This window comes from Paenibacillus sp. WC2504 (assembly GCF_052682475.1).
Genome location: NZ_JBQZFH010000001.1, coordinates 872711 through 895088, shown reverse-complemented (window position 1 = coordinate 895088; position 22378 = coordinate 872711). Strand labels below are relative to the sequence as shown.

Here is a 22378-nt window from a genome sequence, read left to right as displayed (position 1 = left end):
TCGATTTCTCGAAGAGCGGTATGATCCTATGTCAGGCAGGGCGAATGGGTATGGACGAATGTCTACTTTTGCGGGAGAAAAGGTGTCAATTCCCCAAGATAGCAGACATCCAGGTGATGCAGCGCACGGGTGCAAGCCGTGTAAAACAGCTTGCGCTCCTTCGCCTCCGCGTAGACAGCCGCACCGGCATCGTAGAGGATCACGGCGTCGAACTCGAGCCCTTTGGCGAGGTACGCCGGCATGATCATAACGCCTGCCTCATAGTGCAGCGTCTCCTTCGTGATCCGCGTGAGGCCAGGCAGCAGCGGCTTAAGGGCTGCGTGCGCGGCTTCCGTCTCGCGCTCGGTCTTGCACAAGATCGCGACGGAGCTCGCACCGCCGTGCTGACGGGTCAGCGCCGTATCCGCGACCAAGCGGCTGAGCTCGGTCTCATTCGCCGCGCGCAGCAGACGCGGCTCCTCGCCGCTGCGGCTGAACGGCTCGATCGGCTCGCCGAACGGGAGCACGCGGCTGGCGAACAGGGCGATTTCGCGCGTCGAGCGGTAACTTTTGACGAGGCGGATCGTCTCCGTCTCTTCCTCTTTCATCAGCTCGCTGATCGAGCTGTACTCGTTCTTAGGGCCACCTGCGTCGTTAGCTGCGTTCGCGTGCGTGAAGATCCCTTGGTTCCAGTCGCCAAGCAAGGTAAATCGGGCACGCGGGAACAGCTTCTTGAGATACGCATAGTGGAACGGCGAGTAGTCCTGCGCCTCATCCACCAGGCAGTAGCGGATCGTTCCAACGCGCAGTTGACCTTCAACAAGCCCCTTCAAATACACAAGCGGTGTCGCATCCTCGTAGTGCAAAATCCCTTGTTCCAAGGCTGCCGAAGTGAAAGAACTGATGCTCGCCCAAGCCTCAGGAAGCTGCTGGCCAGCCTGAGCCATCAGCTCCTGATGGAGCTCTCTGCTCGTATATAGATCTCGATACATGCCGAGTACGTCGACATAAGCAAGGTTGCGGGCCTTCTCCTTCAGCGGAGCGATCGCTTTATGCGCCTTCATTTTGCTCATCTTCTTCATCTCGGGCTCCGTACCCACATATTTGGGCTCGCGCACCATTTTGCGATAGAAACGTTTCTGTGCATCCGCTTGGATCTCATCCAGCTTCTCCAGCATCCACTCGGACAATTGCTCCATCCGTTCTCCGAGCGCGAGAATCGAAGTTTTGCTGTAAAACCGCTCGCTTAACTCTTCTGCGGTAATCAGCACTTTCTTGCCGACCGACAAATCGAGGAAGCGTATTCCGCCATGCTTCAGTTTCTCGCCATAAGCCTCAATAACGCTGAGGAAGGCTGCCGACGTTTTGTACAGGATACTTTGCTGCCTTGCTTTATAAGCCGGATCTTGCTCCGTCCCCGTCAAAATGAATTCCAGCTGATCGTAGGGATCTTCCAGCTTTAAACCCGTATCGCTTAATTTATGGGTTAAATAATCTTGAAAGGTTGTCTGCTGCATGGTCGCTTCGCCCAGCTCCGGAAGAACGTGCGAAACGTAATCGCTGAACAGCGAGTTCGGCGAGAACAGAATCATATTATCGGCGCTGAGCGTCGCCCGGTATTTGTAGAGCAAATACGCGATGCGCTGCAGCGCGACCGAGGTTTTGCCGCTGCCGGCCGCGCCTTGCACGACAAGCACCTTGTGCCGGTCATCGCGGATGATCTGATTCTGCTCCCGCTGAATCGTCGTCACGATGCTGTGCATTTTCTCGTCGGCGCTGCGGCTGAGCATCTTCTGCAGCATCTCGTCTCCGATTGAGATCCCGGTGTCGAACACATCCTGCAGCTCACCGGCTTTAATGATGTACTGGCGTTTGAGCAATAACTCCCCGCTGACATCCATCTCCGGCGTGTGGTACGTGGCCGGCCCCGGCGGGTAGTCATAGAATAAGCTGGCTATCGGTGCGCGCCAGTCATAGATAAGTATCTCATCTGTCTTCGGATCAATGAAGGAGGTGAGACCGATGTAGATTTTCTCACGCTCCTGCTCACCGCGTTCCTGAAAATCGATGCGCGCGAAATACGGCGCATCAACGACACGCTGCAGTTTGTACAGCGCATCCTGCGCCACCTGAAAGCTGCGCTTCTGACCCATCAGCACATGCTCCTGCTGGGCCATACTCGCGGCTGTCTCGATTACGTCGTCGGCGTTGTCCGCATTAACGGAGATATCGTCCCAGAAGCTGCGCCCAATCTCCGTTACTTCCGAGCGGCGTTGATCCACCGTCTCCCCCAAGTCGATAATTCGCTCTTTAATTTGGGAGCGTACCGAGGCAACCCGCTGGTCTTCCCGCTCCCGCTCTTCTTTATCAATTGGCATTTATTCTCCCTCCTGCCTATTTGTATACCCCATGGATGACTTCTTCAAACTCAGGCTCTTCCATATGTACATCGTCCATATCGCCCCAAAGACTGACCATTCGCAGCACGTCCATCGCTTTCAGCTCCTGGCGGTTGCAGGCGATCGTCAGCACGTTCGCCTCCTGTTCCACTACACGGAACGGCAGCTCCCAGCTCTCGGGAACTTGGACATCCCCTCGATACGTGATCTTCATCATCGTTGGCAAACCGATTCTGTCTCTTAGTGTATCCAGTGAGCCGTCATATCCGATCTGACCGTGATTAATCACGATCACCCTTTTACATAACTGCTCAATATCATCCATGTCATGCGTCGTCAGCAAAATCGTTTTCCCAAACTCCTGATTTAATGTCTGCAAAAAGCTGCGTATGTTCTTTTTAGCTACAACATCCAGCCCAATGGTAGGTTCATCAAGGAACAAAATATCCGGATCATGCAGCATGGATGCCGCCAGATCAGCACGCATCCGCTGACCGAGCGAAAGTTTGCGAACCGGCATATCCATCAGTTCTTTAAGCTCCAGGAGTTCATTCAACTCGTCTAACCTGCGGCGTGAGGTGCTCTCCTCCACGCGATACATCGCTGTTAGAATTTCATACGAATCCTTAACCGGCAAATCCCACCATAGCTGGCTTCGCTGCCCGAACACGACGCCAAGTTTGCCAACGACGCGCCTTCGGTGTTTTTGCGGACTTAAGCCGTGGATCAGCACTTCACCCGATGTGGGATGCAGGATGCCGGTCAGCATCTTGATGGTCGTTGATTTTCCCGCGCCATTAGGTCCAATATACCCGACGAACTCGCCGGATTCAATCTCAAAGCTGAGATCTCGTACCGCTTCCTTTTCTTTATAAGCCCGCGAGAACAAGGTGCGAATACCTGAAAATCTGCCTTCTTGAATAACCGGGGTTTGAAAGGTTTTGCGCAAATTCGTAACCGTGATCATGTGGATGCCATCCCTCCTTGTTATTAACGTGATTAACTTCCTGTACTCTGATAACGGGATAAGCCCAGTTTCCAAAATCGCATAGCCAGCCAGAGCGCTGCACAAGCAACACCCACGGTTCCCAGCAGCATGCCGATACCGCCTTCGTGTCGCAACAAATATAAGGTAGGTATGTAGTTCACGAAACCTACCGGAACAAGAACCAGAAGGGCGCCCTGCAGCCATTTCGGATATAACGTAAGCGGATAGCGAGCCGCCGTTTGAGAGGCGTCTTCCGTCATATTTTGTAAGGACTCGATGCGGGTCAGCCAAAAGCCCGCAGCCGCCGTAGCCAGCCCGATTGCGAATAAAATAACCGCTCCCGTACAAATCATTAATGCCGTTAACGGTACGGCCGACCACTCGATTTGCCCTTTGGCCATCAGCACTCGCATGGAAATGACTAGCAGGACGATCCCCTGCCCGATTTCAGCGAAGAGTACCCGGGAGTTTTGCGTCATCAGCGCTAGCAGCACCGGCACAGGGCGCGTCAATAACGCATCCAGATCTCCGGATACGAGATATTTTTCCAGATGATGCACATCCGAAGCCAGCGTACGGTATATCGCTTTGGAGATCATCATGACACCATAGAGATAACAGACTTCATACAGTGTCCAACCTTTGATATTGCCGAAGCGCATCATGACCAGCGCCACCATAAGAAATTCTGAAACTTGTATACATGAGGCCATGACCACCGAGAAAAGAAAGTTAAACTTATACTGCATCCGGCTGCGTAAACTCGCCCTGATCAACAGGAGATAGAGCTTGACTGACATCATCCTCCTTGCACCTCCAGCTTTCTTCGCACCGCATGCGTAACGGCCAGACAGACACAAGTAAACCCGATGCCCCATAGAAGAGCTCCGAGCACAATCGTGCCTTGTTCAAGTTGCATATAAATGCGAGTCGGATAATAGAGAAGGTACGGATAAGGTGTGAAACTACTTATGGTGCGAAGCCAACCCGGCAGCCATTCAAGCGGTATGAAAAATCCGGAGAGCAGCATGCTGAAGGAGTAGCTCAACCAGTACAACCAACGGGATTCCGTGGTCCATAAGGCGGCGATGCCAATCAAATAGTTCATGCAAATGGAGATATAAGCTGCTGCAACCAGCGCAATCGCCGTCCAGCCGTAAACGGAAGCCTTGTGTGGAAGCTGTAAGGAGAAAATGAACATATAGAGGACGTAAATCGGGATAAATTTATACAGAAACTGATACCATATTTGGCCCCATTCCCTGCTCATGGCCTGATAGAACAAGTGTACGGGTCTCATGAGATCAACGGCAATCTGACCTGTGCGCACCGACTGTTCGAGTCCCAGTCCATTCGTCGTAAACTGCGTAATCCACAGGATCGCCTGGTTAAAAGCAATGTAGCCGACCATCCCTTTGGCTCCGTAGTCGCCCAGCGAGGAATCGCTCCCGAGTCCGGACCAGATACTTGCATAAATGAAGCCAAACACGGCACTGACAGCATTGTGGAGCAAGTGTGAACCGCGATATTGCAAATTCCTTGCGTATGCCTTACGGGCTAAAACCGCGAAAAGCATCGTACACCTCCTATGTTTTTTCGTGCAAAAAAACGATGTTCCACTGCAGCCGCAGCGTAGAGACGGAGTTTCATATTACCAAAAATCCCCTATGCATGGCAATGTTTTTTTTCATATAAAAAAAGCAACCCCTATAGTCATCACCTGACTGCGGGATTGCTTCTATATTTTTACTGCGCGCTCACAGGTTTAGCTTCCGGAGGACTGCCGCTATCCCCTTCTGCCCGGAGTTTCGTGTCCGGTTGATCAAACTCGGCATTGTAACTAGGCTGTGAGGCCTTCGTTAAATAATCATGATCAAGGTATCCGGCCAAATACTGCTTACCGAAGAGGAGATCATATTGGACGTTCCTGTAATCGTCAATAAGTGCTTTGGCCGAATCAGGCGCCTGCGCATGAAGCGTTTGGTCTGGATCCACAACCAGATTACTTAACAATCCAGGTACTTGAGCGGCTATTTCCGCATTCAATGCGAAGTTAGCCGGTTTCTCCATGTGCAGCATATCGAGCACGTGAGAACCTAAGAAAGAATCGCTAAGCAATGGGATATCCTGTTTGGGCATATCGAAATTCGACCAAGTCACCAGCGGAATGCTGTGCATTTTCTTGATTTCTTCCAGCGACCAATCATTGGCGTTGCTTGTTGAGATGAACCCGGCTTCTTTGTACACTTGGTAGTCGAGACCAAGCATCGGCAGGTGGTCCCCGTAGAAGACGATCATCGTTGGTTCATCCGAATTTTGATAATGATCGATAAGCATTTTCAGACTTTGATCCGCATCATGCGCACCCTGTGTGTAAGTTTCCAAAATCGATTTGGCTTGCGGCGTCAAATTGCCTTCCGCCTTGAATTGATTCTCACCGTACCGCGGATCATCGTAGGGTCCGTGGTTTTGCATCGTAACCGTGTAGATAAACATCGGATCTTCCGTTTTATCCACTTCATCGATAATGTTTCGAGACACCTCGGCATCCGAGATGAAGTAACCCTTCGTCTCCGGATTCACGAAATGCTCACTGCTTTTGAAAGATTCAAAACCAAGCTGCTTATAAACGGAATTACGATCCCAGAACCAGCCCTCGTAGGAGTGAATCCCCATGCTTTTATAACCCTGACCGGCAAAATAACTCGCTAAACTTGGCACAGGTTTACTTACATATTGCTGATACGGGATAGATCCCCCCGGTAGGAAGCTCATCGAATTACCAGTGAGTACTTCGAACTCTACGTTGCTTGTACCCCCACCGAATTGAGGAGACAAGAGGTATCCGGACGTCGACTCCTTCTGCAAACGATGGATCGTAGGCAGCGGGTCTTCACTAAATTTGACGTTCGTCAGTAACGTCGGGTCCCAGAATGCCTCGCTCATAATGAAGATAACGTTCGGCTTCTTCCCTTGCAGATCAACGGATGCCTTTTTCATAGTTGGCTGTGTTTGCGAGACTTGCTCTATATTTGCCGCTACAGCTCCAATAGCTTCATTACTGTAGGTTTCCGGCTTTTGAACGATGGAATTTTTGACGTTGAGTGTAAAAGCGAGCGCTGTACCATTATTCGCGTAATTCTCTTGCTGATTCCATACAATTTCATTCACACCGATATGGTCCAGGATTTTGCCTGCTAATGGTGTTTTGATCCCAAAAGCATATAAGGCATAGAGCGAGAACAGTCCTAAACCAATTCTTGAGATAATAGAAATCGTGGCACGAGGAATGATCCATCTTAATGAAAGTACGATAATAATTGAAGCAATGATGGCTCCGATTCGGATCAGCGCAGCTTTACCCGTCACAAGCGAAGCAATATCCATACTTTCTTTGTTGAGCAAAATATCCCACGGGAAGAAGGGCTCCCCAATCATAGTCACCTTCATGTAAGAAATTAAAGCCATTAGGCCGAGAAGTAAGGTTGAGATGGCTCCCGAGATCGCCAAAGATCCCACCAAGGCATAAATAAAAATAAGTAAACAAAAGGTGATTCCTGCGTTTAGTAAAAAAAGTGATTGATTAGAAGTTATCCAATCCATCGTATTATGCAGCGAGCCGCGCTCGAGTAGCTCCATGCCGGCCACTGATAATACGGGTAATAAAATTAAAAAAAGTACTAACGAAATCGTCGCACCCAGTCGTTGTGGTCTCATCTTCTTATTCGGCTTCTTGCGAAGACGGCTCCGGGGCTTCAAATTCAAGTGCATCTTGCATCACTCTCCTCTTGCCCCTATTGTAAACCCCAAATGTGAAGAAAATATGTAGATAACCTTAAAGGAACCTTAGGATACCCATATATTGCCTTTACTTGAGACCTGCCAACCATGCAGCCAACACCTTCAATTCCTCTTCTTTGAGCGCGACTTGGAACGGCGGCATCCCGCCACCACCCTTTTGGATGCGCTTTATGATCTCATCTTCCGTCAAGCGTTCTCCGACTTTTTGAATGTTGGGGCCTTCTCCGCCCTGTAATTGATTACCATGACAAGAGATACAAAAGTTCTGATAAACCTTATGCGGATCGGCTTGTGCAGGCGTTGTCTGCGCATTATTTGGTTGTTTATTTCCATTTCCACAGGCCGTCAGTCCCATAGATAAAATGATCGTACTCATCAGCAGCAGCTTTATTTTCATACTGGAAACTCCTTAAAGGAAGATTTCCTCCATCATACCAGAGCCTGTACTGCAAAATAAAGAATTCGCCGGTCTGAACGACTGAAAGACTTCCCGCGGTGCTGATTGGTCATAGTATGTGATGCCCGAGGCCGATTTATTTTGTTAAGATGATGCAAAAATAAGCGACTTCACCGTCCTTTTAGGACGAGTGCGATTGTCGAGGTAGAGCGAAGCAAAAGTAAAAAACGTATACTTTCTTATCTACTAAAAAACGCTTAAATAGAACAACATAAAGACATGGCAGAAGCACTCGCACCTTCTTACCATGTCTCATTTTGCATAGCTTTTTGGCCAGCCTATAAAACCGAGCTTATGCCAACTTCAAACGGATCACGTTCCATGACGCTTTCCCAAGCGTTGCGTGAATTTGGCCGTTCGAGTCCACCGCTGCATTGCCGCCGTTGTGCGGTTTCACACGATCCTGGGCGGTTATCGTATTCGCGGCTTTCAAATCGTCACTTTCCAGCACGATATGCTGAGTAACTTGGCAAGCGCCGAAGCTGCGAAGATCCAGCTCAAGCGGAAGCGCCTCTGCCAAATGACGATTAACCGCGAAGATCGTTATTTCCGACTTCTCTTCATTATGAACAGCAACGGCCTCCAAATAAGGCACATCGGTATAATCCTTGGCATCATATTTAGGTGATTTGATGAGAGGCACAAGAACCGTTCCGCGCCCGAACAAGCTTGCATGCATATAAGGATAATAAATCGTTTGCTTCCACGCTGCTCCACCGTTCGCCGTCATAATTGGCGCAATCACGTTGACGAGCTGTGCCAAGCAAGCCATTTTTACACGATCCGCACGCTTCAGCATGGAAATCAGCATACAACCCACGAGGAGTGCATCCTCATGATTATAAATGTCTTCGAGCTGCGGCGGCGCAATGGACCATGGCTCGATTTGGCGGTCAGCTTCATTAGAATGGTACCAGACGTTCCACTCGTCAAAGGAGAGGTTGATTTTCTTTTTACCGCGCTTTTTGGCCTGAACATAGTCAGCTGTTGAGATCACGGTATTAATGAAACGATCCATGCCCATGGATTGCGCCAGGAAATTCGCTGAATCTTTATCGCGATTCCCGTAATATTGATGCAGCGAAATATAATCAACATGATTATAAGTATGCTCAAGCACCGTCGCTTCCCATTCCGGGAATGTCGCCATGGTTAAACTCGAACTACCGCAAGCGACCAGCTCAATCGAAGGATCCACCCACTTCATGACTTTGGCTGTTTCACAGGCTGTACGCCCGTATTCCGCAGCTGTTTTGGCTCCAGTTTGCCAAGGGCCGTCCATTTCATTGCCCAAGCACCAGGTTTTGATGTTATGAGGCGCCTTGTAGCCATGAGAGATCCGCAAATCGCTCCAGTATGTACCGCCTTGGATATTGGAATATTCGATAATATCTCTAGCCTCATCCGGCCCGCGTGTTCCCAAGTTCACAGCCATCATCGCCTCGGTGTTCACTTTGCGGCACCAATCCATAAATTCGTTAAGTCCTACCAAGTTGGGCTCAATCGTGCGCCAAGCCAGATCCAGTCTTTTCTTACGCTGCTCGATCGGTCCAATACCGTCCTCCCAGTTGTAACCGGATACAAAGTTACCCCCCGGATAACGTACGATTGGCACATCCAACCCTTTGACCAATTCCATAACATCTGTGCGAAACCCCTGCTCATCCGCATGCGGATGTCCCGGTTCATAAATGCCCCCATATACTGCACGTCCCAAATGCTCGATAAACGAGCCGTAAATACGGGAATCCACTTCTCCGATTTTAAAATCTTTGTCGACAATCATGCTTGCTTTCATAGACATTGCCTTCACCTCGTCGTATAATTAATAAAAATATAAATCAGTTAACACAAATATTATGGCGTTGTCTTTATTAAACAATAATCAATGCTTGATTTCAAGACTTTCTTTGGGAATGTTTTGGATTTATATTTATATGAATCAGTCGAAATGATGAGTCGATAGGAGTAGAGGAGATTTGTATCATGATACACGCGTCAACAGACCGTAAATGGCTGCCGCTCTATGAAGCTCTAGCCAGCGATGTGCGGCTTCAGATTTTAGATTTGCTGGCCGAACAAGAGATGAACGTGAAAGAGTTAGCCCAGACGCTTGGCTTAAGCAGCGCTATCGTAACCATGCACGTGAAGAAGCTTGAGGCCGGCGGCCTGATTCACACGGCGTTAGTACGCAAGCAGGGCGGCACGCACAAAATGTGCACGCTTGCGGTTTCGCGTGTCGAGATCCAGCTGCCGCAGCAGGGCGAGCCGAAGCGCGTGTTCGATGAGGTGTCCATTCCCATCGGACATTACACGCGCTTTGAAGTGCAGCCTACGTGCGGGCTCGCTACGGCCGATCATACGATCGGACAATACGACGATCCGCGCTATTTTCTCGAACCTGAGCGCATGCATGCGAAGATTCTCTGGTTTGGTAGCGGCTTCGTAGAGTACCGCGTCCCGAATTATTTGCTCCCCAGCCAGACGCTGGAGGAGATCGAGATTTCGCTGGAGCTTGGCTCGGAAGCGCCAGGCATTGCCGAGAATTGGCCGTCGGACATTCATTTCTATGTCAACGACACGCTGCTCGGCTATTGGACAAGCCCCGGCGATTCGGGGCAAGGCCGCGGGCATTACACCCCTAGTTGGTGGCCGGACTCTATCAACCAATACGGTTGGTTGAAGGTGATACGGATCACCGAACAGGGCACTTTCCTTGACGGGCAGCGGCTTTCGGACGTCACGATCAAGGACATCCGCATGTCGCGCAACGAGTGGACGCTGCGGATTGAAGTACCGGAGCATGCGACGCATGTCGGCGGGCTTACACTTTACGGTGAAGGCTTCGGCAACTACAACCGGGATATTATTTTCCGCACCTACCGGCGGTAAGTGCAGGTGTACGCGAAGAGCCGCGGGCAGCTAATTCTGTCAACCTCAAGGCATATATGGGGCTCTCTGGCAATACAGTAAGGTAAATGACTGCGAGGGAGTTGATCTTTCGATGCCAGAGCAACAACATGCGCCCGTGCTAAGCGTCAAGGATTGGATGATTACCATTCTGCTGATGGCCATACCGATTGTGAATATCGTCTTGTTATTCGTGTGGGCTTTCAGCAAAAACGAAAACCCGTCGAAGTCGAATTATGCGAAAGCCAGCTTAATTTGGGCGGCTATTGGTCTCGTGCTCTATCTCATTTTCGTAGTCATCCTATTCGGGACCGTGATGTCCAGTTTAAATACATAGACTTGCAGCTATCCCTCATCAGGCGGTCCCATCCGCTTAGGGATAGCCTTTTTTATTTTCAATCACGCAATAAATGGCATCGAAGTGAAGTATGCTATACTGGGAAAAAAAGATAAGGAGCCTCTCTGATGCCTGCACCCTTACATTGGAAAAAGTCACTATGGATATTATGGGGGGCTAACTTTTCCATCATGTGCGGAATGAACCTAATTCTTCCGTTTCTGCCCTTATACGTTGGACAACTTGGGGTTCACGAGGTTGGCGATGTCGTGCGGTGGACAGGGTGGATTGTTGCCGCTCAATTCATCACCTCATTTCTAACGCAGCCACTCTGGGGAGCCATCGCGGATCGCCGCGGCCGCAAAATCATGCTGCTTCGAGCCGGATTCGGGATGGCTGTTGTGACAGCCTTGATGGGCATTGTCACGGAGCCCTGGCAGCTGCTTGCGCTTCGGCTGCTGAACGGCTTCTTCTCCGGTTTCATCTCCATGGCGGTCTCCCTGCAAGCATCGGTGACACCCCCGGAGCATTCCGGGAAGTCGCTCGGCACGCTGCAAACGGGCTCCATCGCCGGATCGCTTGTCGGTCCTTTGATCGGCGGGTTGCTTGCTGGTATGATCGGTTATAGCCACATCTTTTTTGTTACCGGCGGTCTCATGCTCTGCGCCAGCCTCATCGTGATGATTTTCGTTCATGAGGAGCGCAAAGCCCCCGTTCAGAAAAAAGTGCGCCAGCGTACAGAATGGCGCCTATTTCGCCCTCTGCTGCCGGTCTTTGCCGCTTCGCTGATTACGCAAATTGGGATGATGAGCATCGAGCCGATCGTGACTGTCTATGCCAAGACGATTTACTTCGGCAATCATTTGGAGCTGTTCGCCGGTTTGATCGTGGCGATTACGGGGATCGCCAACTTGTTTGGCGCGCCATCCTTAGGGAGGCTTGGCGACCGTATCGGCCAACGCAAACTACTCATCATCGCCTTGTCGATGGCGGCACTCGCCTTCATTCCGCAGGCTTTCGCCACCAGCATTACAATGCTGCTAATCGGCAGGTTCCTGCTGGGGCTGTTCATCGGAGGTATGATCCCTTCCCTGAACGTACTGGTTTTAAAGCTGGCCCCCACTCAAATTCAGGGAACGGCCTACGGCTTTAATACGTCTTCGCTGTTTCTCGGCAATCTGATCGGCCCTCTACTCGGCAGTCATGTTGCGGCAGCGTACGGATTTAAGTCGGTGTTCTATATCACCATGGGTATCCTGCTGCTCTGTGCGATGTTCGTTTACTTGAATCGCAGCTTGGAGACCTGGCGTCAGACGAATTCAGTTTAGCCTTATTCTTATTCAAATTTCACTTATTCATGGAGGATGATTTATGAAACACGAGATTTTATATAAGGGCGCATTTCCAATGCTGCGCGTAGAACTTGAAGCTGGAGAAAATATTAAGGCTGAATCAGGAGCAATGGTTTCAATGTCGCCTAACATTGAGCTTAAAGGAACAGTAGATGGCGGTATTATGAAAGGTCTTGGCCGTATGCTGAGTGGCGAGAAATTCTTCTTCCAGGAGTTAACCCCAACTCGCGGTAGTGGCGAAGTGCTATTGGCACCTTCCGTAATTGGCGACATTGAAGCTGTCGAGCTTGACGGATCGTACAAGCTGTACGTGCAAAAGGACGGTTTTCTTGCCGGAACATCCGGGATTCAAGTGAATACGAAAATGCAAAACCTGATGAGCGGCTTCATGTCCGGCGAAGGATTCTTCATCGTTGAAATCAGCGGTAGAGGCACGGTCTTCCTCTCCTCCTACGGGGCTATTCATGCCATTAACCTTGCTCCCGGGCAAGAGGTTGTCATTGATAACGGGCATCTGGTCGCATGGCCGGATTATACGCAGTATACGATTGAGAAAGCTGCCAAAGGCTGGCTCTCCAGCTTCACAAGCGGTGAAGGTGTCGTATGCCGATTCCGCGGCGAAGGCGTTGTGCTTATTCAAACGCGGAATCCGCAGAGCTTCGGCGGATGGCTGAAGCAATTCATACCGGGCGCCAGGTAGATTAGACTATGGGCTTGGGCTACGTGTATAACAGGCAGCCCGGCGTATTTGTAGCTTTTTGCTGCTTTAATTAAGGTCACTCTCCTGCCCTTGTAGATCTAACGGACTCCAGCGCCGTTAATTGATCTGTAGACTAATTAATTCCACTCAGATAACGTGAATAACGGCTTTGGTGTCCGTTAGCGAAAGAGCTAGGCGTTAAACCTCAGAAGAGACTATCCCTAAGTCATTTTTATGACTTATAGGACAGTCTCTTTTCTTTTTGCCTACTACTTTTTTGCACAAGCCTATGCTATGATAGTTTTAGTCAGTAAACTTAGTTTTGTATAGTAAACCAAATGAGCTGGGAGGCCTACCTTTGGACGATAAATACCGCGTTCCAGCCATTGAACGTGCTCACCTTATTCTCAAGGAAATCTCGCTGCAACCCAGTCAGCTGAAACTCATCGATCTATCGCGTTCGCTTGACATCAATAAAAGCTCGATGTATTCGCTGCTTTTAACGTTGGAGAACTTGGGCTGGATCGAGAAGGATACCGGCGAAACTTACCGCCTTGGACGTGAGCTCTCTCGCCTGGGCCATGCGGCAGTCCAGCATCGAGACTTGAACGAGTCCTTCCACAAGGAAGCCTCTCTCATCAAGCTAAAACTGGGAGAATCGCTGCAATTAGCCAGATTAGATGGCAATGAAGTTCTGTATCTCGCGAAAGAGGAAGCGCTTACGCCCGTTCGGCTCGCCTCTGGACCAGGCATGCGCCTTCCTGCGCACGCCACTGCACTCGGCAAGGTCATGCTGGCGGATCTTGGCGATGAAGAACTTGATAGATTCTATCGCGTAGATCAAGAACCATTTTCACAGTTAACTACACATTCCATCGTCTCTTTGAAAGAACTGAAAAAAGACCTGGAGCAAATCCGCCAACAAGGTTTCGCGCTCGATTTGGAGGAAGCTGTTATCGGATTCAACTGCGCTGCTGCTCCGATCCGCAACTCGCATGGGAGGGTTATCGCCGCTGTCAGCTGCTCGATGATGTTGCCTCAGTGGCAGCAAAAGAAGCAGATCTGTATAGAAGAAGTTTGTAAGCTTGCTCATCAACTATCCGAATAGCAAAGGAGAATTGAACATGCGGTTACATAACAAAGTCATTCTCATCACAGGCGCAGCTTCAGGTATTGGCAAAAGCACAGCGCTCTTATTTGGGCGGGAAGGCGCCCAGGTCATCATCAATGATCTCGACGAGGCCAAAGGAATCGAGACAGTGAATGAAATTACAGAGGCTGGCGGGACAGCCCGCTTCATTCAGGCAGACGTTACGCATTCCGACTCCGTCAAGGCGATGGTTGAACAAATCATTCAGGCTTACGGCCGAATTGACGTGCTTTTCAACAACGCAGGCATTAGCGGCGTTGGCGCGCTTCATGAGCTGGAACCCGAAGCTTGGGACCGTATCATGAGCATTAATGTGAAGGGCGTTTTCCTCCCTTCGAAGCATGTACTCCCTTACATGATGGAACGCAAATCGGGTTCGATCATTAACATGTCTTCTTGCATTGCCGAAATCGGGCTGGCTCGCCGTGCCTCCTATGCCGCAACGAAAGGCGCCGTCCTTGCGCTAACCAAATCCATGCAGGTGGACTATGCCTCATACGGCATTCGCGTGAATGCTTTGCTGCCGGGAACGATCATGACTCCTTTTGTCGAAAATTACATTCGCACCTCTTATGATGATCCAGAAGCGGCTATCGCCTCTCTGAAAACCAGACAGCTCAGCAACGAAATGGGCCGTCCCGAAGATGTTGCGTCAGCCGCTTTGTTCCTCGCTTCTGACGATTCCAGGTTCATGATGGGCTCACCGTTGTACATTGACGGCGGGGCGACTTTTGGCAAGAATGCTTAGCCTGTTCTTTATACACTTTTCATATAAATCATGACTTAGGAGGTTTTCACATGAAACTACTTACATTTAACCAAAACAATGCTTCCCGTCTAGGTATTCAAACCGATTCCGGTGTACTTGATGTCGTTCAAGCTGCCCAGCAGCTTTCACCGGCATTCGCAGTTCCAACTACGGTTACGGAAGCTATTCAAGGCGGGGCAGCTGCTACTGAAGCGCTGCAGCAGCTCGTCCACCTCGCTCTTGAGAGCAATGAACGCCATACATTGCTGCATAATGAAGAGACTTTGAACTACGGTCCTTGCGTCACAGAACCTGGCAAAATTATTTGTGTCGGACTTAACTACCGTAAGCACGCAGAAGAAACGAATGCCCCTATCCCTAAGTATCCGATTCTTTTTAACAAATTTAATAATACGCTGACAGGACATGGCCATGATATCGCCCTCCCCCGTGTCACCCAAGAAGTTGATTATGAAGCGGAGCTCGTTATCGTAATTGGCAAGCAGGCGAAATACGTCTCCAAAGAAGAAGCATTGGAGCATGTTTACGGGTACTGCTGTGTCAATGATCTCTCTGCTCGCGACCTGCAAATGCGTACTGCACAATGGCTGTTGGGGAAATCGTGTGACGATTTCAGCCCGCTTGGCCCGTATCTGGTCACGGCGGACGAAGTTGGCAATCCAAATGACCTGAAGATCAGCACCACGGTCAATGGCAAGGTGCGCCAAAACTCGAATACGGCGGATATGATTTTCCACTGTGACGAGATCGTCAGCTATATTTCTCAGCATATGACCCTATACCCGGGAGACATCATTCTCACTGGAACACCGGAGGGTGTAGTGCTTGGCGATCCGGTTGATCAACGCGTTTATTTAAAAGACGGCGACGTAGTCACTATTTCCATCGAGAAGCTGGGAAGTTTGACGAATCGCATGGTTAGCGAGTAGCCACTCCCGCTATCGATATCTCGTTCACGAAAACCAAGCGAGGATTCTGAATTCCGCTTCAAGGAAATAGAGTACTATTGTCCCCTTAAGACCCAATAATTTTCCAAAAAGGTAGTGGATGTCAAATCCTCTACCTTTTTATCGTCTAAAACAATGCCAGAAACGACACAGTGCCCGGGCCAACTTAACGTTGAACCGGGCACTGCTAGTTACCTATTGCAGGATCAATTTAGCAATCGCTACAATATCTACAATGTTAATCTTATCGTCATGATTAATATCCGCGCTTTTCGCCTCATTCCAGTCGCTGCTAGCCGAAGTTTTCCCGTAATGCATAGCAGTTCTGCCCAAGTCGCCAATATCAACGGCATTATCTCCATTGACATCTCCCCTCGCATAAGCGGTGATGAATTGCCCACTAAAAGCTTGTAACGTTTGGTTTAACGCAATCGCTGCTTGATCCAACTGCTGCTGTGTAGCCGCAGGATCCGATTGGATGGCAACTGTCGCTTGAATCGCAGATAATAGCACCGCTTTGGAGCCAACCGCATATTGTCCGGCTTGGGTTCCTTCTACTGCGCGATCATAGATGGACTGCGCCAAGCTGATGATCGTCTGCAGCGTTGTCTTGTCTGTCGTCGCCGTAATTGAAACCGTTAGATTGGCGAGAGCAGCATCCACTTTTTGACTAAGCCCATTGGAAACAGCTACTTTGGTTAGTACCAAATTCGTTGTCGTTGACGGGTGATTCGGCTTCGCGATCCAATTAAATTTGAATAAATCTCCGTTCGTCGTTACGACTCCCGTATTCCCTTGGCTCACAGCGAGAATCCGAATTTGGCCAGGTACGTCGGTTTTGGTTTCAACATTAGTAAATCCAAAAATTATTGGATCTACAGATACAAAATCGATGGTGTCAGCGTCAAACGATACGGTAATATCCGCTGCATACACCGCCGAATATACGCTGGCCGTTACATTGTTTAAACCGAACTGTGTCGAGAACGCAGCGCCTGCTTGAACGACTCCCGGACCCGTGAGCGTAGCTTGGGGTACGTCGGTCGGCACAGGTAGCTGACCGCTGATCACGACATAACTGGAGCCTTGAACGCCGCTGCCGTCCGTAGCTGTCGCCATGACTTTCATGACACCGTCTTTTTGCGCAGTCAACAAGCCGCTAGACGTAATCACTGCTTTATCTGTTGCAGTTACCCCATCTGATTCATAAACCGCCCATGTCAAAGACTTGTTCGTCGCATTGGCAGGGAGCACCGAAGCTTGGAATTGAAGGCTTCCGCCCTTCTCGGTAATCGTCGTCGCCGAACTTGTGACAGCAATTGATTGAACGTTCACCTGCTGTGTTTCAGTAACCGTTACGTTCGCTACAGCCGGTATGACGGTGCCATCTACAACACCATTTACAATAAAACTGCCAGCTATTGCATACTTAGACGAGTCTATCGAATCCCACTGAACCGACTTCTCGGCCGAGGTCCCATTGTCATACACAATTGTGACACTCGCAGGCAGAACCGGCGGAACATGCGCAGCCGTAACCACGTTGACTGGCTTAACTCCTGTAATCACCGGTGTTGCTTCAACCGCCAACTTAGCCAGTTTCGCATCCGCCCAATCACCGTGATCCTCGCTGTTGCCATTGCCGGAATCCGTAACTTCCAAGATTAACTGTTTATAACCTTTCACATTCACCTTCACAAATTGCGCATTGTCCGACTCTCTCAACACACTTCCGGAGTAAAGTGATTCGATCGTGTCATCATTCTTTACGCCTGACACTTTAAATTTCACCGAGCCGTTATAACTTCCGCCATTCACTTCCTTATCTACACCGATAAAGGAGGAAAACGTTTCATAATCTGCTCCAGTAAGATCATACTTGACCGTTGAATTGGCGTGAGTCCCAAGCCCTTTGGCAAAGGAGAGATCCTGATCTCCATTATTCAATATGATCGCATTGCCGTCGATGCTCTTGTCTTTCTGAACCGTTAACCAGCCGGATTCCGTGCTTAACCAGTTCAGATCGCTCAAATAGTTAACTTCAGGCAATGCTATTTTCTGTTCGGGCTTGCCTTCCGCAACTCTAAACGACGCATTGGCCCAGCTTGCATGATCCTCGCTATTATCGTTATCACTTTTTGTAACAACAAGTTCCACGATGCTTGCGCCAGTTACATTGACATCTACCGGTTTAGCCACGTCGGCAACCTTCATGACACCGCTCGCGAATTTCTCTACACCGTCTACGAGCACCTTGAATTCCACATCGGCGTAAGACGGCGATTTGGCCATTTCTTGGTCGACACCGACAAGAGCAGTGAAGGACTCATAATTTTTACCCGAGATGTCAAACATAATTCTTGAATCCGCATGTACGCCAAAACCTTTCTCGTACGTTACAGCGCCGTTTCCGCCCATTAAACGAATCGCATTTCCGTCCAAGCTCTTGTCCTTCTTAACGGTTGACCAGCCTGAGGATGCACTTAACCAGTTCAGATCGCTCGCATAACGGTCCACCAGCTCAAAATTCAGCGTGTAGACTTCCTGCTTCGCTCCGCCGTCAGATGTAGCTGTGATGGTCGTTGCGCCTGGCAAGCTATCGGCTGGGTCGATAACCACCTGCACGTCTTCAGAAGCTTTGTCCACTGTAACGGCTGGGATCGCCAGATTTTTTTCTCTCAAAATCTTCAACGTCGCCGTCCGATTCTCAGCATTAAGGCCTTTGACAGACACTCCGTTCACTTTCACATTTTTGATCAAAGAAAGCATGCTTTCCACTTTCCATAATTGGCTGTCGCTTCCGGTGTAGGTGTTTTGAACAACCGGATTCCCGTCAGCTGTAGAACGGTTGCTGTTCTCCAATGCCAACTGGCTGTTTACGTTGGTAATTTTAAAATACCCGTTGCCCACATTGGAGATGACCCATTGTTGGTTGATGGCGGAAGGATCTGCAGCCGTTTCCGAATCTGTCCATTGAATGACTGACTTTCCAGGCGATTTACTGGCAGCTGGAACATCCATAACTTGCCCGCTTTGTTTATTGGCAATCTTATATTTACCCAGACCTAAATCGTCGATAACCCATTGCTGATCCAAAGAACCTGATTGGGTTCGCCCGGCAACAGCTGCTCCTTTCGTCGAAGAATTTTCAACTCCCAGCGCTTTCCCGGTTGCTTTATTGACGATGCGATACAGCGTGTTGACATCAAAGGCATCGATCCCCGTTCGAGTTGGAATGTCGTTGGTGTAAGAGCCCACTTCCAGCTCGCCCGCAGCAGCAAAGCCCCCTACAGCCCCACTTACTTGCATTTTGAAATAGCGTGCTGTTTGCGATGGGAAAGTCACACGTTTCATGGTCTTGTCCCCATCCCATGTGCCGCTTGTAACCGGAGTGAAGTTCGTTCCGTCCTCGCTTGCGTATAACTGATAGGATGTAATCATCCCTTGTGATAGATTTTGCGAAGGTAAGTAATTCAACATATTAATGTTGTTGTAGGTGTAACCCAAATCCAGGGAAATGGATTGAGGCAGCGAGGTGGTGGTTTGCCAAACCGTCTCCACGTAAGTGCCTATATAATCCATAAAGCCATCAATCGCATTGCTTGCAGTCCCACTAGTAGCAGTAGCCGAATTAGCTGTAATCGGATGCTCCATTACGATTGGCTGCCCAGGCAGTGGAGGACGAGATGCATTCGGCGACCACGCTTGTCCAATCTCCGCCAACCGATTAACTACGTTATCATCCAGCTCTCCATCCGGATTAGGTGAAACGTTGAGCAAAAAGTTTGTATAACGCGGTTCCAAATAACCGAGATGATCCTGCACAATATTTTGCACGCTTGCCGGTTCTGTATTCGTCATCCAATTGTGCCAGAACCATTGATTGGACACGAGCGGCTTGCCCTGATTAGCGGCAAACGAATTGTTGGCAGGTGCCCAAACGTCCTTAGGTTCTTCGAAATAAATGATGTCCTCATCCCATGGCTGCGTTTGTCCATTATGATCCACAATAAGAATATTAGGCTGTAAGCGCTTAATTAATTCGCGAATTTCTTGGTAAGGAACTTCATTATGCCCCATCTCCCAGGCCCAACCGTCGATAATCAAAACCGGGATTTCTCCGTAATTTGTCAGCAACTCGGTTAGTTGTCCTTTAATAAAATCGATATCTGCTCTGCTGACGGAACCTTTTTGAATACCTTGCTGACGATCCCAGATGGAGAAGTATAACCCCGGCAAAATGCCTTGAGCGCGCATGGAATCGACATATTGCCTTACGATATCTTTCTTGTAGGAGCTGTTCATCACGTTATAATTTCCATATTTGGTTGGCCACAGGGCAAATCCGTCATGGTGCTTGGTCGTTAAAACAGTATATTTGATGCCTGCGGATTTGGCGGCTGCCGCCCATTGGTCTGTATTCACTTGCTTTGGATTAAAAGAAAGCGGATCTTGGCCTGGCGTCACCCATTCCTGATCGTGATAAGTTCCCATGTTATAGTGGATAAACATGCCAAATCTGAGATCGACATAGTTCTTCTGGTTCGTGAAAATGTCATTCACAACGGGGTTTGCTGTATTTTGATTATTTGTCGTCGCAAAAGCCGGGGCAACGGAGACAAAAAATAGTATGAATATAAGTCCTACGCATGTTGAAATCTTCTTAGACAACGAAATCCCCTCCTTTTGAAAAGTAAGCCTGCTGAAAGCAGGCTTACCGTACATCTTGTAATAAACTTTCTACTCAATTGATCAAATTCGCATATTGCAGCACTCGTTTGATAATGACAGCCGCTTCAGCACGAGTGGCTACATCTTGAGGTGCAAACGTCGTTTCTGTTTTGCCGTGAATCAATCCTTTACCGGCGGCATCTGCCACCGCGCTGCGGGCATAATCCGACAACAGGTCTTGATCGGCGAACGGCGCATTCGTCGTGCTTGCGTTAGATGCTGATGTTCCCTTCACGAGTCCAATCGCTTTCATCATCATCACGACCATTTGCTCTCTTGTAATCTGTGCATCCGGTCTGAATTGACCCTCCGCGACGCCTTGAACCAAGCCGTACTTCGCCGCTGTATTTACTTCTGGGGCGTACCACTGCGTAGCTGCGATATCTGTGAAGACATTCAGCCCAGCCTCTGCAGGCAATCCCAGACCTCGTACGAGCAAGGCGGCAAACTCAGCGCGGGTGACTTGCATCTCAGGCGTATACGTACGGTCCGAAGTCCCGTTAATAATCATTTTCGAAGCCAACTGTTCCACATCTTGCTGCGCCCAGTGACCGATCATATCGTCAAATGTTTTCTTGTTTTGAACGATCGCATACAAACTGTTTGTGTTTCGAATCACCTTCACTTCGGTTTTACCGTCTTTCACTGTAAACACGGAAGGCACAAATTTCATTTCTCCTGTAGCTGGATCATAAACGACCGCCGTAGCTGCAGAGGAGTCTTGAATCAATTCATCTACATGAATAACGCGAGTGACAAAGCTATTGCCGAAGCTATGAATTTCCACTTCTTTGTCCTTGGTTTTCAGAATGACTTTATAATCAATCATATTGCTCACACGCACCATGCCCTTATCGGAAATGGATTGATCAAATTTCGTTTCATGCAGCGATTTGGCCTTATCGATATGAATGATCAGCGTTGCTCCTTCTACGTCAGCTATACCCGAGAAATCCGCCTGGTTCAGGATGGACATCGGAAGATCGTAAGTGCCCAAGTGGCTTCGCACGCTCAAAATTGTATCTTTATGATTCTTCAGGCTGTCGAGCAACGTCGGCAACGGTAATTGCAAGGCATTCAACTCACGCTCGCCAGGAATCTCAAAGCTCAAAACGGTGCCGCTGCCCGCTGCTTGTAGATCCGCTAATTTCTGTGCCAGACGTTTGCTGTCTATCACTGCTGTTACAGAGGTTTGGCCGTCTTGTGTCGTTTCAATCCGCAGCTCCGATTCTTTTGGTACATAGAGTCCCGGGTCTTCTTTTGTTGGTGGAGTTACCGTGCCTCCTCCGCCACCGCCAACAGGACCAGGAGTCGTCCCGTTAATTTTTACGGCAGCTTGTGCGTTAACATTCCAAATAGACGGTAACTCTTGCGATGTCACGGTTGTCATCTTTGTCAAAGTTACGTTAGCTTGTCCGCTCTGTTTAGCCTTGAAAATCAGTGTAAACATAGCTAGATTGCCATTTTCCCCTGCTTTATTGTTCATTTTGGAATAGGCAAATGTGACTTGAGTGCCCGAATCTTGTACGATTTTAAACCCTTCAAATGAGCCGTACGATTTACTGTTATCGTTTTCGTCAAATTCCAGACGGTCTGCATCATAGTTTAAAACAGCTTCGTAACCGTATAAATCCGTTACATTATTACCTTGGATCATAACGACCACATTGTCGCCGACGGTTACTTGAGAAGCATTTAGATTCACATTAAATGAAGGGATTCCGGCAGCACCTACAGCCGTACCGAATGGGATAATCGTGAATAAGAACATCACAGCCGTCAAAAATAACCCTGTTTTGCGTAACATGGGGTTCACTCCTTCTGAATATCATCCGAATATGGAAAGAGAAAGGGCTGG

Annotated in this window: 16 protein-coding genes; 7 read left to right on the top strand and 9 right to left on the bottom strand. The window is 49.1% G+C overall.

Annotation, left to right across the window (positions count from 1 at the left end; genetic code table 11):
* Positions 1 to 62 precede the first annotated feature (62 nt).
* The 7 genes from helD to arfA form a co-directional block, all read right to left on the bottom strand.
* Positions 63 to 2357: an RNA polymerase recycling motor HelD gene (gene helD / locus ACUN27_RS04065; protein WP_445558414.1), complete on the bottom strand. Its 2295-nt coding sequence runs from the start codon at positions 2355 to 2357 to the stop codon at positions 63 to 65.
* A gap of 16 nt (positions 2358 to 2373) precedes the next feature.
* Positions 2374 to 3345, bottom strand: a complete 972-nt coding sequence (locus ACUN27_RS04060) for an ABC transporter ATP-binding protein (protein ID WP_445558413.1) — start codon at positions 3343 to 3345, stop codon at positions 2374 to 2376.
* A 32-nt stretch (positions 3346 to 3377) separates the two neighbouring features.
* On the bottom strand, positions 3378 to 4169 hold the full coding sequence (locus tag ACUN27_RS04055; protein ID WP_315953073.1) for an ABC transporter permease: 792 nt from the start codon (positions 4167 to 4169) through the stop codon (positions 3378 to 3380).
* Positions 4166 to 4942 carry an ABC transporter permease gene (locus ACUN27_RS04050; RefSeq protein ID WP_315953072.1) on the bottom strand — a complete coding sequence of 259 codons (777 nt, stop codon included), beginning with the start codon at positions 4940 to 4942 and terminating at the stop codon, positions 4166 to 4168. Before ACUN27_RS04050 ends, ACUN27_RS04055 begins: the two co-directional genes overlap by 4 nt.
* A gap of 170 nt (positions 4943 to 5112) precedes the next feature.
* Entirely contained in the window at positions 5113 to 7137 is a 2025-nt protein-coding gene (locus tag ACUN27_RS04045; protein ID WP_445558412.1) for an LTA synthase family protein, read from the bottom strand.
* 97 nt (positions 7138 to 7234) lie between these two features.
* Positions 7235 to 7564 (bottom strand): cytochrome c, encoded by a 330-nt coding sequence (locus ACUN27_RS04040; RefSeq protein WP_315953070.1) that lies wholly within the window; start codon positions 7562 to 7564, stop codon positions 7235 to 7237.
* Between the two features lie 352 nt (positions 7565 to 7916).
* Complete coding sequence (arfA, locus tag ACUN27_RS04035) at positions 7917 to 9428, bottom strand: arabinosylfuranosidase ArfA (RefSeq protein ID WP_445558411.1); 1512 nt, start codon at positions 9426 to 9428, stop codon at positions 7917 to 7919.
* A gap of 182 nt (positions 9429 to 9610) precedes the next feature.
* On the opposite strand from arfA, the gene ACUN27_RS04030 reads away from it, so the two are divergent.
* The 7 genes from ACUN27_RS04030 to ACUN27_RS04000 all read left to right on the top strand — a co-directional run bounded on the left by ACUN27_RS04030 (position 9611) and on the right by ACUN27_RS04000 (position 15771).
* The gene (locus ACUN27_RS04030) at positions 9611 to 10516 is read left to right on the top strand and encodes an ArsR/SmtB family transcription factor (protein WP_315953068.1); all 906 of its coding nucleotides are present in this window, start codon (positions 9611 to 9613) and stop codon (positions 10514 to 10516) included.
* A 112-nt stretch (positions 10517 to 10628) separates the two neighbouring features.
* Positions 10629 to 10871: a hypothetical protein gene (locus ACUN27_RS04025; RefSeq protein ID WP_315953067.1), complete on the top strand. Its 243-nt coding sequence runs from the start codon at positions 10629 to 10631 to the stop codon at positions 10869 to 10871.
* A 128-nt stretch (positions 10872 to 10999) separates the two neighbouring features.
* Positions 11000 to 12199: an MFS transporter gene (locus ACUN27_RS04020; RefSeq protein WP_445558410.1), complete on the top strand. Its 1200-nt coding sequence runs from the start codon at positions 11000 to 11002 to the stop codon at positions 12197 to 12199.
* Positions 12200 to 12242: 43 nt separating this feature from the next.
* Positions 12243 to 12923 carry a TIGR00266 family protein gene (locus ACUN27_RS04015; protein ID WP_315953065.1) on the top strand — a complete coding sequence of 227 codons (681 nt, stop codon included), beginning with the start codon at positions 12243 to 12245 and terminating at the stop codon, positions 12921 to 12923.
* A 358-nt stretch (positions 12924 to 13281) separates the two neighbouring features.
* Positions 13282 to 14031: an IclR family transcriptional regulator gene (locus tag ACUN27_RS04010; protein ID WP_445558409.1), complete on the top strand. Its 750-nt coding sequence runs from the start codon at positions 13282 to 13284 to the stop codon at positions 14029 to 14031.
* A gap of 16 nt (positions 14032 to 14047) precedes the next feature.
* On the top strand, positions 14048 to 14821 hold the full coding sequence (locus ACUN27_RS04005; RefSeq protein ID WP_326060786.1) for an SDR family NAD(P)-dependent oxidoreductase: 774 nt from the start codon (positions 14048 to 14050) through the stop codon (positions 14819 to 14821).
* Positions 14822 to 14871: 50 nt separating this feature from the next.
* Positions 14872 to 15771 (top strand): fumarylacetoacetate hydrolase family protein, encoded by a 900-nt coding sequence (locus tag ACUN27_RS04000; protein WP_326060787.1) that lies wholly within the window; start codon positions 14872 to 14874, stop codon positions 15769 to 15771.
* A gap of 213 nt (positions 15772 to 15984) precedes the next feature.
* On the opposite strand, the gene ACUN27_RS03995 is transcribed toward ACUN27_RS04000, so the two are convergent.
* Together ACUN27_RS03995 and ACUN27_RS03990 are read right to left on the bottom strand one after the other, a co-directional pair.
* Positions 15985 to 20460, bottom strand: a complete 4476-nt coding sequence (locus ACUN27_RS03995; protein ID WP_445558408.1) for an NPCBM/NEW2 domain-containing protein — start codon at positions 20458 to 20460, stop codon at positions 15985 to 15987.
* A gap of 73 nt (positions 20461 to 20533) precedes the next feature.
* Positions 20534 to 22327, bottom strand: a complete 1794-nt coding sequence (locus tag ACUN27_RS03990; RefSeq protein WP_315953060.1) for an S-layer homology domain-containing protein — start codon at positions 22325 to 22327, stop codon at positions 20534 to 20536.
* Positions 22328 to 22378: the final 51 nt, after the last annotated feature.